Raw genomic sequence first — 15,536 nt, 5'->3', positions numbered from 1 at the left:
AAGGAGTGGAAGGCATGCAAACCGTAGTGTTTTTGGACCCGGCCTTTCCGGGTTTTGCAGGAGGCCGAACGGAAGGCACGGCCGGTATTCGGGCGGGCAAAGATGACGTTCGAACGGGCGCAAACGGTGTCCCGGAGGAGGCGGATTATGAAGCGATACGCCGTGCCATGCTGGCGGCAGGAGCCGGACCGGGGGCGGAATCGCCGGGGCCGGAAGGCCGGCGCTTCGTTTTCTCCGGCGCGGCGGAGCTGGCCGCGCTGCTGGAGGACGAGCGGACGGACAGCTGCATCCATCTGCACGGCTCCTATTTTCCCAAAGCGGCCTGGCCGGCGATTTACCGGTTTTTGCGCCGCGGAGGCGGACTTGTTTGCGCCGGAGGAGCGCCTTTTAAACGTCCCGTTGTCTGGACGGACGGCGGTTGGGAAGCCGAACCGGAGCAGACCGCCTATCACCAGGAAATATTTATTCATGAAGCGCTGGCTGTCGACGCCAGCCGGTCCGCCGTTCTCCGCCATAACGAAGAGAGGCCGCTTCTCGCCGGGCGGGAGGCGCTGTTCGAGCCGATGCCAACCTTCGGCTTTGTCCTGCACGCGACGAACGAACGCGACCAGCTGAACCAGGCGACGGGCTCCTCGGGCCCGATGAATGCCCAGCTGATTCCGCTTTTGCGCGGCGTTTCAGCGGACGGCCGCGAGGTGACGGCTCCCGTCGTGCTGCTGGAGCACGCCAAAGGGCAGTTCGCCGGCGGCCGCTGGCTGTTCGTCAACCAGATGTTGACGGAACGCTTCTGGTCAGGCGGCGGAGCGGCTGCGCTGGCCGAATGGGCCGCGTACTGCGCCGCACGGGTGACGGAAATATGGCTGAAGCCGGGCTACGCCGCCTATTATCCTGGGGAGCTGCCGCGTCTTACCCTACAAGCGCAGCGGATCGTCCGGGCGGGCCTGGCGGCCGACAGCATCCGCACCCGCTGGACCTTCGACCTGAGCGTGCGCCGGAAAGAAGGCAATGTGCCGGTGTGGACCGAGCGCTTCGAGGAGCAGGTGGGAGAGGAGATCCTGTACCGCACCTTCCAGGTTCCCGTTCCGGCGGGGCCGGGGCTGTATGAAATCGAATGCGCGGCGGCGTCGGAAACCGGCGAACAGATGCTTTTGCGCCAAGGATACTGGGGCTATGACGAGTCGCTGCTTCGGCAGGGGACCCCGCTGACCGCAGACCGGGATTACTTCCGGAAGGACGGCAAGCCTTTTCCGGTTGTCGGCATGACCTATATGACCTCGGATGTGGGACGAAAATTCATCAACCTGCCCAACGTCGCGCTCTGGAACCGGGACATGGAGACGATGAAAAGCGCCGGGATCAACCTGATCCGGACCGGTCTCTGGTCCGCCTGGCGGCATCTGATGTTCGAGGACGGCCACGCCTCCGAGGAGCAGCTGCGGGCGATCGACGCCTTTTTCCTGACGGCGGCCCGGAGTGGCCTGGAGGTGACGTTCACCTTTTTCGCCTTTGCGCCGGAAGCCTGGGAGGGCAAGAACCCTTATCTCGATCCGCGCAGCGTCGAGGCGCAGAAGCGCTTTATCCGCGCGGTCGTCACCCGTCACGCCGAGACGGCGAACGTGCACTGGGATTTGATCAACGAGCCTTCGCTGTTTGACCCGAAACGGATTTTCACCGGTCCCCGGGCGCTGAACGATCCGTTCGAGCGGGCCGCCTATGCGGAGTGGCTGCGGGAACGGCACGGCAGCATCGAGAAGCTTCAGGCGCGCTGGAACATGACCCCGGCGGAGCTGCCGGGCTTTGAATACGCGGTGCCGCCGGAGCAAACGGAAATCGCTTTTGACATCCACGACATCAAATGGCTGAAGAAAAGCACCCGCTGGCTCGATTATACCCTGTTCGGGATGGACATGCACAACCGCTGGGTGCGCCAGCTGTCCGCCGCGATCCGGGCCGTGCACCCGAAGCGCCTGATTACGGTCGGCCAGGACGAGGCGCTCGGCCGGGGGCCGCGGCCTTCGCCGTTCATGTACGCGGAAAGCGTCGACTACACCACGGTCCACACCTGGTGGCTGAACGATTGGCTGCTGTGGGACGGGATTTTCGGCAAGGATGCGGACAAGCCTTCCCTGATTCAGGAGACCGGCATTATGTATGTGGAAATGCCCGACAACCGCGCCAAGCGCAGCGAGGAGGAAATGCGCAGTCTGCTGGAACGGAAATATGCCTATGCCTTCGCAAGCGGCGGGGCCGGCGCGGTGCAATGGCTGTGGAACACGAACTCCTTTATGGACAACGTCTGCGAATCGACCATCGGCGCGCTGCGCGCGGACGGAACGCAGAAGCCGGAGGCGGACATTTCCTACGATTTCGGCCGGTTCATGGGAGCGGTCGGCGACTTGTTCGAGGAACGCCGTTTGGAGGAAATCGCGGTCGTGTTCCCGTACGCGAACGATTTTTCCAGCCGCCGGTTTGCCTGTGAAGCGACGGCCAACCTGACGCGGGTCATGGCCTACGAGCTGAAGCTCCCGCTCCGGGCGCTCGGCGAATTCGGCCTTGGTACCCTGGAACATGACAAGCCGAAGCTCGTTATCGTGCCGAGCGCGCACAACTTCAGCGACCGGGCGCTTTCCGAGCTGCTCGCTTACGTCGCGGAGAGTGGAAGCACGCTTTTGTTCACCGGACCGATCGGGCTTGACGAATACTGGAAGCCGACCGCGCGCGCCGAAGCCCTGGTGGGGCCGTCGCAGGTGACGAATCTGGTTCGCGAGGAAAGCGTAGCCTTTGGCGGACGGATTTATCCCGCGTCCTTTGGCGGCCGGAAAATCGGGAAGCTGAACAAAGAGGTTCCGGTTGGCAAGAACGCGGGGCAAAAAGGCGTCGCGGAAGTGCGCACGATCCGCCACGGTGCGGGCAAGGTGCTTTGGTGCCCGCTGCCGGTCGAGCTGAACGACCGGACCGATACGCTCCGGGCGCTGTACGAATACGCCATCGGGGAGGCGGGCGGCGTCCGCCGGGCGTTTGACTGGCTGGAGGGCGGCGGCGATCCCGGCCTTTACGGCACCTGCCTGCGGTTCGGAAAGGGAAGCCTGTACATTTTCGTTTCCGAGGCGGGCCGCGATTGTCCGGTTGCCGTCCGGGATACGGAAACCGGGCGGGAGTACCGGTTTACGCTGGAGAGCGAGCGGAGCTTCCTGTTTGCCGCCGACCAAAACGGGCGCATTCGTGCGGTTTACCGCGATCTGCCGATAGAGGAAACGACAGCGGGGAACGCCAATGGTTAAACATTATAACGTTATATTCACTTGATCCGGTTTTTATGATATTCTAGCAGAGAACGAATGCGACGGATGGGTTTATGCGCTTCGAGGATAACGAGAGAAGGGACAGACACGATGAAGCGAACTTTTGTGCTGCGGAACGTCCGGCCGCTGTCCGGCGGTCCGGTTGACATCACTGTCCGGGACGGGCGAATAGCCGGTATCGCGCCGGCGGGCAGCGCCGACAGCGGCGGAGCCGTCGTTGACGGGGCGGGCCTGCACGTTTCTAGCGGCTGGATCGACCTGCATGTGCATGCCGTGCCCGAGCTTGCTCCGTACGGAGACGAGATTGACGAAATCGGCGTAAAAAAAGGCGTGACCACCATTGTAGACGCCGGAAGCTGCGGCGCCGACCGCATCGCCGGTCTGGCGGAGAGCGCGGGAAAGGCGCAGACCAACGTGCTGGCGTTCCTGAACATTTCCCGCATCGGCCTGGAACGGATCGACGAGCTTTCCCAGCTGGACTGGATCAACCGGGCCAAAGCGCTTCTGGCGGTCCGCACGTTTCCCGACCTGATCGTCGGCCTGAAGGCGCGGATCAGCCGAAGCGTGGTGAAGGACAGCGGCATCGAGCCGCTCCGTCTGGCGCGCGAGCTCTCTCGCGAGACCTCGCTGCCGCTGATGGTGCACATCGGCTCCGGCCCGCCGGACATCCGGGAGGTGCTCGCCCTCCTGGAAAAGGACGATGTGGTGACGCATTATCTGAACGGCAAAGCCAACAACCTGTTTCCGGGCGGAGAGCCGCTGCCCGAGCTGACCGCCGCGCTCGCCCGCGGCGTCCGGCTCGATGTCGGGCACGGGACGGCCAGCTTCTCCTTTGCCGCCGCGGAGGCGGCGAAGCGGGCCGGAATCCGGTTCGACACGATCAGCACCGATATTTACCGGGGCAACCGGCTGAACGGGCCGGTCTACGGCATGGCGAACGTGCTGAGCAAATTTTTGCTGCTGGGGTACCCGCTGGAGGAGATCATCGCCGCGGTCACCGAACGGCCGGCGCAGTGGCTTGGCCGGCCGGAGCTCGGCCGCATCCGGACGGGAGACCCCGCCAACCTGACTTTGTTCGCCGTCCGGGAAGGGGCCCTCGGGCTGACCGATTCGGAAGGCGAGAAGCGGGTGGCGGAGCGGTTTATCGAAGCGAAGGGAGTCGTTTGCAATGGGGAGTACATTGAATGCTAAATTCGGCTTGAAGCGGGTCGTCAACGCCAGCGGGCGAATGAGCATCCTCGGGGTGTCGGCGCCGACCGACACCGTGATGGACGCCATGAAGCAGGGCGGCCAGCAGTATGTGGAAATCGCCGATCTGGTCGACAAAGCGGGCGATTACGCAGCCCGGCACCTCGGAGCCGAAGCGGCGGTCGTGGTCAACTCGGCGTCTAGCGGCATCGCCCTTTCGGTCGCGGCCGTGGTGACGGAGGGCGACCGGCGCAAAAGCGACCGGCTGCACCAGGACCCGATCGCAAAGAACGAAATCATCCTTCTCAAAGGGCACAACGTCCAGTACGGCGCGCCCGTGGAGACGATGGTCTTTCTCGGCGGCGGCCGGATCGTGGAGGCGGGATACGCCAACGAAGGCCGGGCGGAGCACATCGAAGCGGCCATCTCCCCGCAAACGGCAGCGATTCTGTACGTCAAATCGCATCACTGCGTGCAAAAAAACATGCTGAGCGTCGAGGAGGCCTGGGAGGTCGCCAAACGGAACGGGGTGCCGCTGATTGTGGACGCGGCGGCGGAGGAGGACATCCGGAAGTACGTCAAATTTTCCGATCTCGCGATCTACAGCGGCTCGAAAGCAATCGAAGGGCCCACCTCGGGCATCGTCGGCGGCAAACGCCGGTACATCGAATGGGTCAAAGCCCAGCTTCACGGCATCGGGCGAAGCATGAAGGTCGGCAAGGAAACCACCTTCGGGCTTTTGCAGGCGCTTGACGAATACGCGGTCAAGGAAGACCGAAGCGAAGAAGAAAAGGCGTCTCTTCAGGCGCTGAACGAGCTGGCCTCTCTGCCGGGCGTTTCGGTGTCCGTGGTGCAGGACGAAGCGGGACGCGCCATTTACAGGGGACGGGTCAAAATTGACCCGACCGCTGCAGGCATTACTGCAAAGGAAGTAAACGACGGGCTGCGCGAAGGGGAGATCGCGGTCTACACGCGGGATTACGGAATCCGGCAAGGGTACTTCGATATCGATCCCCGGTCGCTGAAAGGCGACGATATGGACGTTATTGTGCAGCGCATTAAAGAACTGGCGGGAGGACACTAGCATGTCGACGATTGAAAAACGCTTTTACAAAAACCGGGCCGCTCTTAACGTGCTGGCCGGAAGCATCGAGAACGCCACGGAGGTGTTCGAAGCGGCGGAGGGGCATGTGCTCGTCGGCGTGCTTTCCAAAAATTATCCTTCGGTGGAAACGGCCGTTTCAGCCATGCAGGCTTATGGCGCGGCCATCGACGATGCCGTGTCCATCGGCCTCGGCGCGGGAGACAGCCGGCAGGCGGCGGTTGTGGCCGAGATCGCCGGGTTTTACCCGGGCAGCCACATCAACCAGGTGTTCCCGGCGGTCGGGGCGACCCGGGCCCGGCTGGCGGGCAAGCCGAGCTGGATCAACTGCCTCGTTTCGCCCTGCGGGAAGCCGGGCTATGTCAACATTTCGACCGGACCGGTCAGCGGCGCCGGCCCCGAGCAGGCAATTGTGCCGGTGAAGGCGGCCATCGCGCTCGTGCGCGACATGGGAGGAGACGCCTTGAAGTATTTCCCGATGCAGGGGCTCCGGCTGGAGGATGAATACCGGGCGGTGGCAAAAGCCTGCGGGGAAGAAGGATTTGCGCTTGAACCGACGGGCGGCATCGACAAGTCGAATTTCGCCCGCATCGTCCGCATCGCACTGGAGAACGGCGTCCCGCATGTGATTCCGCACGTTTACTCGTCGATCATCGATTCGACTACCGGAGACACCATCGTCCAGGATGTGCGGGACCTGCATGCCGTGCTGAAAACGCTGGTGGACGAGCATGCCTAAACGGATCGCCGCGTTCGGCGAAGTTATGATGCGGCTGGCCGTTCCCGGATACGACACGCTTGCCCAATCGGACGCGCTGCGGTATTCTTTTTCCGGAACGGGCGTCAACATCGCTTCAGCGCTGGCCCGATTCGGGCACGCCGGCCGGCTCGTGTCGGCGCTGCCCGCGAACCCGCTCGGGGACGCGGCGCTTGCCTTTTTGCGCAAGCTGGGCATTGACACGGCCTACATCGCCCGAAGCGGCAAATACGTCGGCATGTACTTTCTGGAGAACGGCTTCGGCCCCCGTCCGAGCCGCGTCACCTATACGGACCGGCTTGGAAGCAGCTTCAATCAGGCACCTCCGGGGACTTATCCGTTTGCCGAGATCGCGGAGAATACCGACCTCGTTCACTTCTGCGGCATTACGCTGGCGATGAACGATACAGTGCGGTTTCAGATGAAGGAGCTGGCGCGGGCGGTCAAAGCGCGGGGCGGCACGGTCGTGTTTGACTGCAACTACCGGCCGTCCCTTTGGGGCCCGGAGGGCTACGCGCTGGCCCGGCCGCATTACGAGGACATGCTGGAGCTGGCCGACATTGCGCTGATGAACGAAAAGGACGCTCTACATACCCTGGGCATGACGACGCCGGAAACCGACCGCGAACGGCAGCTGCAAGAGCTCATTCCGCTTGTGGCCGACCGGTTTGGCATTTCCGTCATCGCCGGCTCGCGGCGCGCCATCAACCCCGACAATACCCATACCCTCGCCGGTTATCTGTATAAGGAAGGAAGCTTCTTCTGGTCCAGGCCGCTGACGTTTGCGGTGCACGACCGGATCGGCGCGGGGGACGCCTTCGCAAGCGGCATCCTGCACGGCGAACTGTCGGGCTGGCAGCCCGGCGAAACCGCCGCCTTCGCGGCGGCCGCGGCCATGCTGGCGCACACGGTGACCGGGGATACGCCGACCGCTTCCGAGGCGGAGGTGCGGCAGGCGATGAGCGAGCTTGTCCGGGACGTGGAAAGGTAGGGAACCAACCGGTGGCGATCACCCGAAAGCAGGGCCTGTTATACCGGCAAATCGAAAACATTTTGCGCGACCGCATTCTGCACGGCGTCTACCCGCTCGGCACCAACATCCCGTCGGAGCCGCAGCTCGAGAACGAGTTTCAGGTGAGCAAAATGACCGTTCGCAAGGCGGTGCAGGAGCTCAGCCTGGAAGGGCTGGTTGAGAAAAAGAGCGGCGTCGGCACGGTCGTCGTCCGCAATACGGCGTTGTCCAAGCTGTCGAAGGGCAAACGGTTTACGGAAATTCTGGTCGAGGAAGGGCACAAGCTGGAGAAGACGCTGCTTGGCGCCGCCTGGGAGGAATGCGCCGGAAGGCCGGAGCTGGAGGAGCTTTTCGGAGACCGCTGTCTGAAGCTGGTACGGCTGTACCTGCTGGACGGAAAGCCGTATATTCATTACACGCATTATCTTGCGCCCGAGGTATGCGGAGACGAGCTGCCCGGCGGCGAAAGTTTCTCCTCCCTGTATGATCTGCTGGAGGAGAACGGCATCCGGCCGGAAACGTTCAAAGACCGCTTCTCCGTCAGCGGAGCCGGGGGCGAAACGGCGCGGCTCCTGCGCGTGCCGGAGGGTGAGCCGCTGCTGCGGCGGCTGCGGTATTCCTATGACCGGTCGGGCCGGATCGCGGAATACAGCATCGGGTTTTACAATACGGCGGTGGAGCCGTATCGCGTCAATTATGATGCCTGAGGCATACCGCGGCATCCGGGAAGCACAGTTCCTTCATTAATATGGAGGACTGTGCTTTTTTTTGGTGAGGCCAGCAAAGTCTGAATGTAAAAAAATACATAAAATTGTTTTATATAGAATCAGTATGAAAGCGGTTTACTGAGGTAGGGTTTTTGTTCACGAAAGACAAACTGGAGGATAGAAACCGAGAACCTGCGTCCATCCCGCTAGCCGCTATATTCCGATAGTATGAAAGCAGGGGTGACCGGATGATATCCTTCGGGATCGGTTTGGTCAGCAACTGATGGGGGAATCGGCGAAGCCGACGGCGGCGCCGAAGCAAAAATAGGAGGGATCATATGGAGCCCGTAGTGCAGCCTGCAACAAGGCCGGTCAAAAGAAAAAGCGGCCTGCGTGACCAGAAATACCGTTTGTTTTTGTATGCGCTTCCTTTTCTTATTCTGGTCTTGATTTTCAGTTATTTTCCGCTGTACGGCTGGGTTTACGCCTTTTTCAATTTCCGTCCCGGCTTTTCACTGGCGAATTCGGAGTTTGTCGGTCTCAAATGGTTCCGGTCCATTGTTTCCAACCCGACCCAAACCAAAGAAGTCATCCGCGTCATGAAGAATACCTTCGCCATGAGCGGCCTGGGTATTGTCACTTCCGTGTTTCCGGTAATCTTCGCCATCCTGCTCAGTGAAATCAGAAGCACCCGGTACAAGAAGCTGGTGCAGGTTTTGACCACGCTGCCGAACTTTATCAGCTGGGTTCTGGTTTACTCGATCGCTTTCATGATGTTCTCCGTGGACAGCGGCATCGTAAACAAGGTTTTGATTGACCTCGGAATTCTGGATAAAGGCGTAAACTTCCTGGCTTCGGACAGTCACACCTGGCTCAAGATGACCCTGTGGGGCATGTGGAAAGGGCTTGGCTGGGGAGCGATCATGTACATTGCCGCAATCACCTCCATCGACCAAGAGCTGTATGACGCCGCCAAAGTGGACGGAGCCGGCCGCTTCCGGATGATCTGGCACATTACCGTTCCGGGCATCATGCCGACATATTTCGTTCTTCTTCTGCTGTCAATCGCCAACTTTATCAATAACGGCATGGAACAGTTCTTTGTTTTCCAAAACGCGATCAACAAGGACCACATTGAAGTACTGGACCTTTATGTCTATAACGTCGGGATGCTTGGCGCCAGCTTCTCCTTCGCCACCGCGATCAGTATGCTGAAATCCCTGATCAGTATCGTTTTGTTGTTCTTCGCAAACGGCTTGTCCAAGCTGGTCCGGGGAGAATCCATCATTTAGGAGGGGCGTATATGCGCAGCAAACTTGGCGACCGGACATTCAACATCATCAACTATACGCTGTTCGGTCTGTTTACCCTGATGTGCGTGTTTCCGTTTTACTATCTCTTTATCAACACCATCAGCAACAACGATTTGAGCTCCCGGGGGCTTGTCACCTTTTGGCCGAAGGAAATTCACTTCAGCAATTATATTGAGGTGCTGAAGCTGAAAGGGCTCGGCCAGGCGACGCTGGTCTCGGTCGGCCGGACCGTCATCGGCACCGTTCTTACGGTTCTCGGCTCCGCATTTCTCGGCTTCCTGTTCACAAAACGGAAGATGTGGGGACGTCGCTTCTGGTACCGGTTCGTCGTCATCACGATGTACTTTAACGCCGGGATTATTCCGTGGTTTATCATCATGATGAACCTGAATCTGACGAACAACTTCCTGGCTTACATTCTTCCGACGATCGTTTCTCCTTTCTATATCATTCTGGTCAAAACCTTTGTGGAATCCATCCCCGAGGTTTTGCAGGAATCGGCGGAGATGGACGGCGCGGGCATCATGACCCTGTTCATCAAGATCGTATTTCCGCTCATCACGCCCATTCTCGCCACCATCGCCATTTTTGCCGCAGTCGGCCAGTGGAACTCGTTCATCGATACGGTGTTCCTGATGACGGACTCCAAGTATTACACCCTGCAATTCGTCCTGTACAAATATTTGAACGAATCGACATCACTCGCTGCCATCATTCGGAATTCCCAGGGCTCCGCCAATATGGACCTGACCAATATGCAAACGGCCACATCCATACGAACCACCGTATCCATGATCGTGGTGCTGCCCATTCTCTTCGTTTATCCGTTCTTCCAGCGTTATTTTGTCAAAGGCATCATGATCGGCGCGGTAAAAGGCTGAGACGGATACGGACACGGATTGAAGGAGGTGGTCGGCACAAGCAGCGGGCATCGCAACGAAAACGAATTGCTTAGGTTGGGCTGGTATTAAAAAAGGGAGGCGAAAATTTTGAGTAAAACCAGAAAAATAGGGTCTTTGCTTTTGGCAAGCGCTTTGGTGATGAGTTCGGCCGCCTGTTCCAAAGATAACGAGGCAAGCTCTCCATCCCCTTCGGCTTCGGGAACAGCGACGTCGAGCGCCGAGCCGGCAGCCAACCGGGAAGAACTCACCATTGACGTATTCAGCATGCTGTCCAACTTCTCGGGTGAGCAAACCGGCTGGTTTGCGAAAGTGGTCAAGGACAAGTTTAACCTGAACCTGAATATCATTTCCTCCAACCTGGAAGGCGGCGGAGACGTAAAATTCAACGCCATGATGTCCTCCGGCGATTTGGGTGACCTGGTGGTATTCGGCGACGACGGCCAAAAATACCGGGATGCTATCTCGGCGGGCATGCTGGTGGACTGGACAAAGGACGGTCTGCTGGACACCTACGGGAAGAATATTTTGAAATACGCCCCCAAGGCGATCGAGAAAAACAAAACCAACTTCGGCAACGGCTCGAGCGTGTACGGCATCGGCTTTGACGTAGGCGAAGAAAAGCCCGGTCCTTCCGAAGCCAAGGAATTGAACTACCACCCGAACCTTCGTTGGGACCTGTATGAGAAGATCGGCAAACCGGAAATCAATAAGATGGAAGATTACTTGCCGGTGCTCAAGAAAATGCAGGAAGCCGAGCCGAAGAGCGAATCCGGTCGGCCGACGTACGCCTTCTCCATGTGGGCGGATTGGGACGGCAACATGATGATGCTGGCAAAGGCCTGGGCCGGCCTGCACGGCTTTGACGAAACCGACGGCTTCAGCCCCGGCGGCTTCAGCCTGATCTCCGCGGACGAAGAGAAGGTTCAAGGCATTCTGGATGAAGACGGGTACTACCTGCGCGCATTGAAATTTTACTTCGACGCCAACCAAATGGGCCTTGTCGATCCGGACTCCCTGACGCAAAAATTCGATGACGTCACCAACAAAACGAAAGACGGCCAGGTGCTGTTCTCCATGTTCTCCTGGGGCGACGATACCTACAATACGCCGGAAAGACTGGCGGAAGGCAAAGGGTTCGAGCTGGTTCCGTTCAAAGAAGAAAGAGCCTATTCGTACGGCTTTGATCCCTACGGCGGAAACCGGATCTGGGCGATCGGCTCAAAGGCCGAGCATCCGGAGCGGATTATGGAATTCCTCGATTGGCTGTACAGCCCGGAAGGCACCATGATCGCCAACAACGGTCCGGAGGGGCTGGCTTGGGAACTGAAGGACGGCAAACCGGTTCTGACCGAGTTTGGCGAGCAGGCATTCCCGGCCAACGACACGCCGGTTCCGGACGAATTCGGCGGCGGCACCTGGAAGGACGGCCGCAACCAAATCAACAACACCACCTTCAAAATGACGGCTACCAACCCGGAAAACGGCGAGCCGTATGACTACAACCTGTGGTCTTCGACGCTGGCCAAAGCCCCGAACAAGATGGTCGAAAACTGGCGTGCGGCTATGGGCGCCAATACGCCGAAGGAATACCTGGAAAAGAACAACCAGCTGGCAATCGTGAAGCCGCTCTTCACCGGTACCGCTCCGGAAATCATGAGCACCGATCTGGAGCAAATCCGCGGTCAGGTGGCAACGGTTATCAAGCAATACTCCTGGAAAATGGTGTTTGCGAAAGACCAGGCCGAATACGACAGCCTGAAAAAGGAAATGATCGAAAAGTCCAAGGGCCTCGGCTACGACGATGTGCTGGCATGGAACATCGAGCAAAACAAGAAAACCTTTGAATACCGGAAAGCGGCCAAATAACCTCTTGGCAACGTTCCAACAAAGCTAATGGTAAACAAGAAAGAATGCGGCCCCCTCGCCGCATTCTTTCTTTTTCTTGAACCTCATCCTATCAAATGATAAATTAACTATATAAAGATAATAGGCAGGAAGATGGTGTTTCCGTTGGCTGGACATTCATTTGAGCGAGGCAGCCGGCCGGCGAAATCGCTCCGCCGGACGCTCGCCTTCTATTTGGTGATCGATTCCCTTTTGCCGCTCCTGCTGGTAGGTATTCTTGCTTATGCCTCCGTGTATTCCGTCTTGTCCACTAAAGTGAGCAGCGGGATAAACGCCAGTTTGAAGCTGGAGGCGGCAAATCTTGAAAACGCTATCAAAAATCTCGATTTCGCTTCCAAGCAGTTTGCCCTGGACGGCCAGTTTGTAAACGAAGTGTCCGGCTATCTGCAAGAAGGGGAAGTCCTCCAGAAAGCGCAAATTCTGAAGTCCATCCAGGAGAAAATCAATCTGGTCAATTTCACGAACCCTTATCTGGGGCTGACCGCTTATGTCCAGCCGGACGCTCCCGAGCCGGTGCTGTTTACGAACCTTAGCATCAAGGATGATTTTAACCGCGACCGGCTTCCTCCGTTCATCCAATACAACGGCGCCGCTTATTACGGCCCCCATCCGACCCAATACAGCTCCCGCAGCAAGCTGGTATTATCGGAAATGCGGTACATGCGCGTGAAGAACGAATATCCCGTCTTTGTTTACCTGGAAACCGACTACAGTCTGTTTGAAAATATTCTGAACGATGAATCCTACGGGATGAAGGTCGCCCATGTTCTGGTCAATGACCATAACGAAATTGTGTACACGGATGACGCCGAGCTGCCGGAGGCGGTAAAGAATGCCGCGGCGGAGGAAGAAGACGATTACCGGAAGACGGGCGGGCACCACCTTTTCCGCTACAAAAGCCAGCAGGGCTGGCAGCTGATCACTTCGGTGAGCGGGTCGACTTTTAACAGCGAAATGTATGACTGGATCAAAACGATGATTGTGATGATCGCGGCGACACTTGTGTTTGCCATTGTTTTGGCCTGGATGATCTGGAAGCAGTTCTACCGTCCCCTGCGAAACGTCAATGCGGAAATTGTCCGCATGGTGGATAATCGGACCCAACCGGTCAAATATACCAATGTCGAGGAATTTGACTTTCTGCTCGGCAATTTTCAAAAGATGAAAGACGAAATCAACGTGCTGATCGAAGCGGTAAAAACCAATGAAAAGGAAAAAGGGCGCTTTGAAATCGAAAAGCTGCTGAGCCAGATCAATCCCCATTTCCTTCACAACACGCTGAACACGGTGCAATGGCTGGCCCGGATGAACGGGCAAAAGGACATTGACCGGCTGGTGACGCTGCTGATCAAAGTGCTACACTATAACCTGGGCAAGAAGAGTCTTATTGTAACCATTAAGGATGAAATCGAAGCCGTGCGCAATTACATGGAGCTGCAGCGGATCCGGTACGACTACGAATTCGAGTTCCAGGTGGATGCGGAGGAGGAAACGATGAACGTGGCCGTTCCCCGCTTCCTGCTGCAGCCGCTCGTGGAAAACGCCATTTATCACGGAGCGAGCGACCGGAAGGGACAGCTGGACATCTCGATCCGGCTGTCCGGTCCCGACCGGGTTCTGGTGACGGTGGAGGACAACGGCAACGGCATGGACCCGGAAACGGCCGCCAAAATCTTTACGGACGACGAAGCGGGCCGTAAAAGCGGACTTGGCATCGGCCTCTCTTATGTGTTTCGCATGCTGAAGCAGTTTTACGGGGAGCGAATGAAGCTGCAAATCGAAAGCGAGCCCGGCAAGGGAACCCTGGTTTCCATTGTCATTCCCAAGCTTGGAAAGGAGCACTTCGATGATTAGAGCCATTGTTGTCGACGACGAGAAGCTGGTGCGCAAAGGCTTTATTTCCATGATGAATTGGGCCGCGTTCGATATTGTGATTGTTGGGGAGGCCTCGGATGGCCATTCCGCTCTGGAGCTCTTGAAGCAGACCGGGGCCGAGCTGCTCTTTGTGGACATCACCATGCCGGGGATGTCCGGCTTTGAACTGATCCGTCTGGTCCGGCAGCAGTTCCCGCTTGTGCGGTCCGTGGTGCTTACCTGTCACCATGAATTTGAATATGTGCAGGAAGCGCTGCGTTTGGGAGCGATCGATTACATTGTGAAAACGCTCCTGGAAACGGAAAACGCGGACGATACGATCGCGCGGATTGTCGAGCGTTTCCGTTGGGAGGAAGCGTCCATGGCCGCCGTTTCCCATGGAAACCCGGCGAAGCCCGCCGCCGCTTCGTCCTGTCTTGTCTTTCGGCCGCTTGCTTCGGAAGCCGACAAGAGCGAGCTGTTTCAGCTGACGGCCGTGCGCTGCAATCCGTTTGTCCAGCTGGACCGGCTCGAGATGGTGCCGCTCGTCAATCCGGTGACCCGGGAGGAGCTGGGCCGGGATATGTCGCGGACTCTTTTGGACCGCTGGCAGATCGCCCTGGTGACCGGAATCGAAGGGCATCCGATGGAAGAGGTCAAGCAGAGCCTGCGGGACCGGCTGGAAAATGCCCTTTATTATCAGGAGGATCAAACCCCGCCGGTCGTTGTCGATTACGCGCGGCTTTCCCGGTTTGCCCCGGCGGGCGCGAACGAGGCCGGGGAATGGAACCGTTTGTTCGGCGATCTGAAGTGGACTCTTTTTCCTGGTGACTGGCAGGCCATGATCCGCAAAGCGGAAACGGAGCACCCGTCCGCTGCCGCTTTGCGTTCCTTCGCGGAATCCCTGTGCAAGGAATGGGAAGGCGTTTTGGTAAGCCCCGCCGAAGCCGAACAGCTGCGGGCGGCCGCCTTGCGCTGCCGGACCTGGCAAGGGCAGAAGGAATGGTTCCGCCGCTTCTCCAACAATGTCCAGGGACGGATGCTGGAGCTGGGCTTTTCCAAAGAAGTGATGCTGTGCCTGATCGGGGCCATGGTCTACATGAAGGAAATGGTCTGCCACAAGATTACGCAGGCGGAAGTGGCCGACAAGGTGAAAATGAGCCGCAGCTACTTCAGTCAGTGCTTCGCACGTTTTGCCGGCGAACCCTTTAATGTCGTGCTTCGGTCGATTCGGATGGACCGGGCCAAAATCTATCTGCTGGAAAGCGACACGCCGGTTTACGAAATCGCCTTGGCGGTGGGATTTGAAGACGACAAATATTTCAGCAAGCTTTTTCGGGAGCTTGTCGGGAAATACCCGACGGAATTCCGTCTGATGGGCGGAAAGCCGTACTGACGGGAACGAGAAGGCCTCCGGCCAGCCGGCAGGGGAAACGAACGAAACGCAGCAGCGTGCGATACGGCAAAGGAGGGGTCGGGTGAAAAGGAGGTTGT

11 protein-coding genes are annotated in these 15,536 nt (G+C 58.5%); all 11 read left to right on the top strand.

Features of this window, described 5'->3' with window-relative positions; genetic code table 11:
- The first annotated feature begins 14 nt into the window (after positions 1–14).
- A complete protein-coding gene (locus AC6I6H_RS03860; RefSeq protein WP_497951530.1) occupies positions 15–3,281 on the top strand; it encodes a beta-galactosidase in 3,267 nt (1,088 codons plus the stop codon).
- A gap of 111 nt (positions 3,282–3,392) precedes the next feature.
- On the top strand, positions 3,393–4,493 hold the full coding sequence (locus AC6I6H_RS03855; RefSeq protein WP_497951528.1) for an amidohydrolase/deacetylase family metallohydrolase: 1,101 nt from the start codon (positions 3,393–3,395) through the stop codon (positions 4,491–4,493).
- Positions 4,471–5,574, top strand: a complete 1,104-nt coding sequence (locus AC6I6H_RS03850) for a DgaE family pyridoxal phosphate-dependent ammonia lyase (RefSeq protein ID WP_497951525.1) — start codon at positions 4,471–4,473, stop codon at positions 5,572–5,574. The genes AC6I6H_RS03855 and AC6I6H_RS03850 overlap by 23 nt, the downstream gene beginning before the upstream one ends.
- 1 nt (position 5,575) lies before the next feature.
- Positions 5,576–6,331, top strand: coding sequence for a 2-dehydro-3-deoxy-phosphogluconate aldolase (dagF, locus tag AC6I6H_RS03845; RefSeq protein WP_497951523.1), 756 nt, complete (start codon positions 5,576–5,578; stop codon positions 6,329–6,331).
- Complete coding sequence (locus tag AC6I6H_RS03840) at positions 6,324–7,340, top strand: sugar kinase (RefSeq protein WP_497951521.1); 1,017 nt, start codon at positions 6,324–6,326, stop codon at positions 7,338–7,340. The genes dagF and AC6I6H_RS03840 overlap by 8 nt, the downstream gene beginning before the upstream one ends.
- 11 nt (positions 7,341–7,351) lie before the next feature.
- Positions 7,352–8,068, top strand: a complete 717-nt coding sequence (locus tag AC6I6H_RS03835) for a GntR family transcriptional regulator (protein WP_497951519.1) — start codon at positions 7,352–7,354, stop codon at positions 8,066–8,068.
- 338 nt (positions 8,069–8,406) lie between these two features.
- Positions 8,407–9,360: an ABC transporter permease gene (locus tag AC6I6H_RS03830; RefSeq protein WP_497951517.1), complete on the top strand. Its 954-nt coding sequence runs from the start codon at positions 8,407–8,409 to the stop codon at positions 9,358–9,360.
- An 11-nt stretch (positions 9,361–9,371) separates the two neighbouring features.
- Complete coding sequence (locus AC6I6H_RS03825) at positions 9,372–10,262, top strand: carbohydrate ABC transporter permease (RefSeq protein ID WP_497951513.1); 891 nt, start codon at positions 9,372–9,374, stop codon at positions 10,260–10,262.
- A gap of 108 nt (positions 10,263–10,370) precedes the next feature.
- Positions 10,371–12,149: a type 2 periplasmic-binding domain-containing protein gene (locus tag AC6I6H_RS03820; RefSeq protein ID WP_497951509.1), complete on the top strand. Its 1,779-nt coding sequence runs from the start codon at positions 10,371–10,373 to the stop codon at positions 12,147–12,149.
- A 144-nt stretch (positions 12,150–12,293) separates the two neighbouring features.
- Positions 12,294–14,042, top strand: a complete 1,749-nt coding sequence (locus tag AC6I6H_RS03815; protein WP_497951506.1) for a sensor histidine kinase — start codon at positions 12,294–12,296, stop codon at positions 14,040–14,042.
- Positions 14,035–15,438, top strand: coding sequence for a response regulator transcription factor (locus tag AC6I6H_RS03810; protein WP_497951504.1), 1,404 nt, complete (start codon positions 14,035–14,037; stop codon positions 15,436–15,438). Before AC6I6H_RS03815 ends, AC6I6H_RS03810 begins: the two co-directional genes overlap by 8 nt.
- Positions 15,439–15,536: the final 98 nt, after the last annotated feature.

The sequence above is a fragment of the Gorillibacterium sp. sgz306347 genome (genome assembly GCF_059735245.1).
Note: the sequence above shows the minus strand (reverse complement) of the source record. Positions and strands in the feature narration are given on the sequence as shown.

Bases quoted from the DNA above. Each gene is read 5' to 3' on its own strand.
- AC6I6H_RS03860 (WP_497951530.1), top strand. From the start codon at position 15: ATGCAAACCGTAGTGTTTTTGGACCCGGCCTTTCCGGGTTTTGCAGGA.
- AC6I6H_RS03855 (WP_497951528.1), top strand. From the start codon at position 3,393: ATGAAGCGAACTTTTGTGCTGCGGAACGTCCGGCCGCTGTCCGGCGGT.
- AC6I6H_RS03850 (WP_497951525.1), top strand. From the start codon at position 4,471: ATGGGGAGTACATTGAATGCTAAATTCGGCTTGAAGCGGGTCGTCAAC.
- dagF (WP_497951523.1), top strand. From the start codon at position 5,576: ATGTCGACGATTGAAAAACGCTTTTACAAAAACCGGGCCGCTCTTAAC.
- AC6I6H_RS03840 (WP_497951521.1), top strand. From the start codon at position 6,324: ATGCCTAAACGGATCGCCGCGTTCGGCGAAGTTATGATGCGGCTGGCC.
- AC6I6H_RS03830 (WP_497951517.1), top strand. From the start codon at position 8,407: ATGGAGCCCGTAGTGCAGCCTGCAACAAGGCCGGTCAAAAGAAAAAGC.
- AC6I6H_RS03825 (WP_497951513.1), top strand. From the start codon at position 9,372: ATGCGCAGCAAACTTGGCGACCGGACATTCAACATCATCAACTATACG.
- AC6I6H_RS03810 (WP_497951504.1), top strand. From the start codon at position 14,035: ATGATTAGAGCCATTGTTGTCGACGACGAGAAGCTGGTGCGCAAAGGC.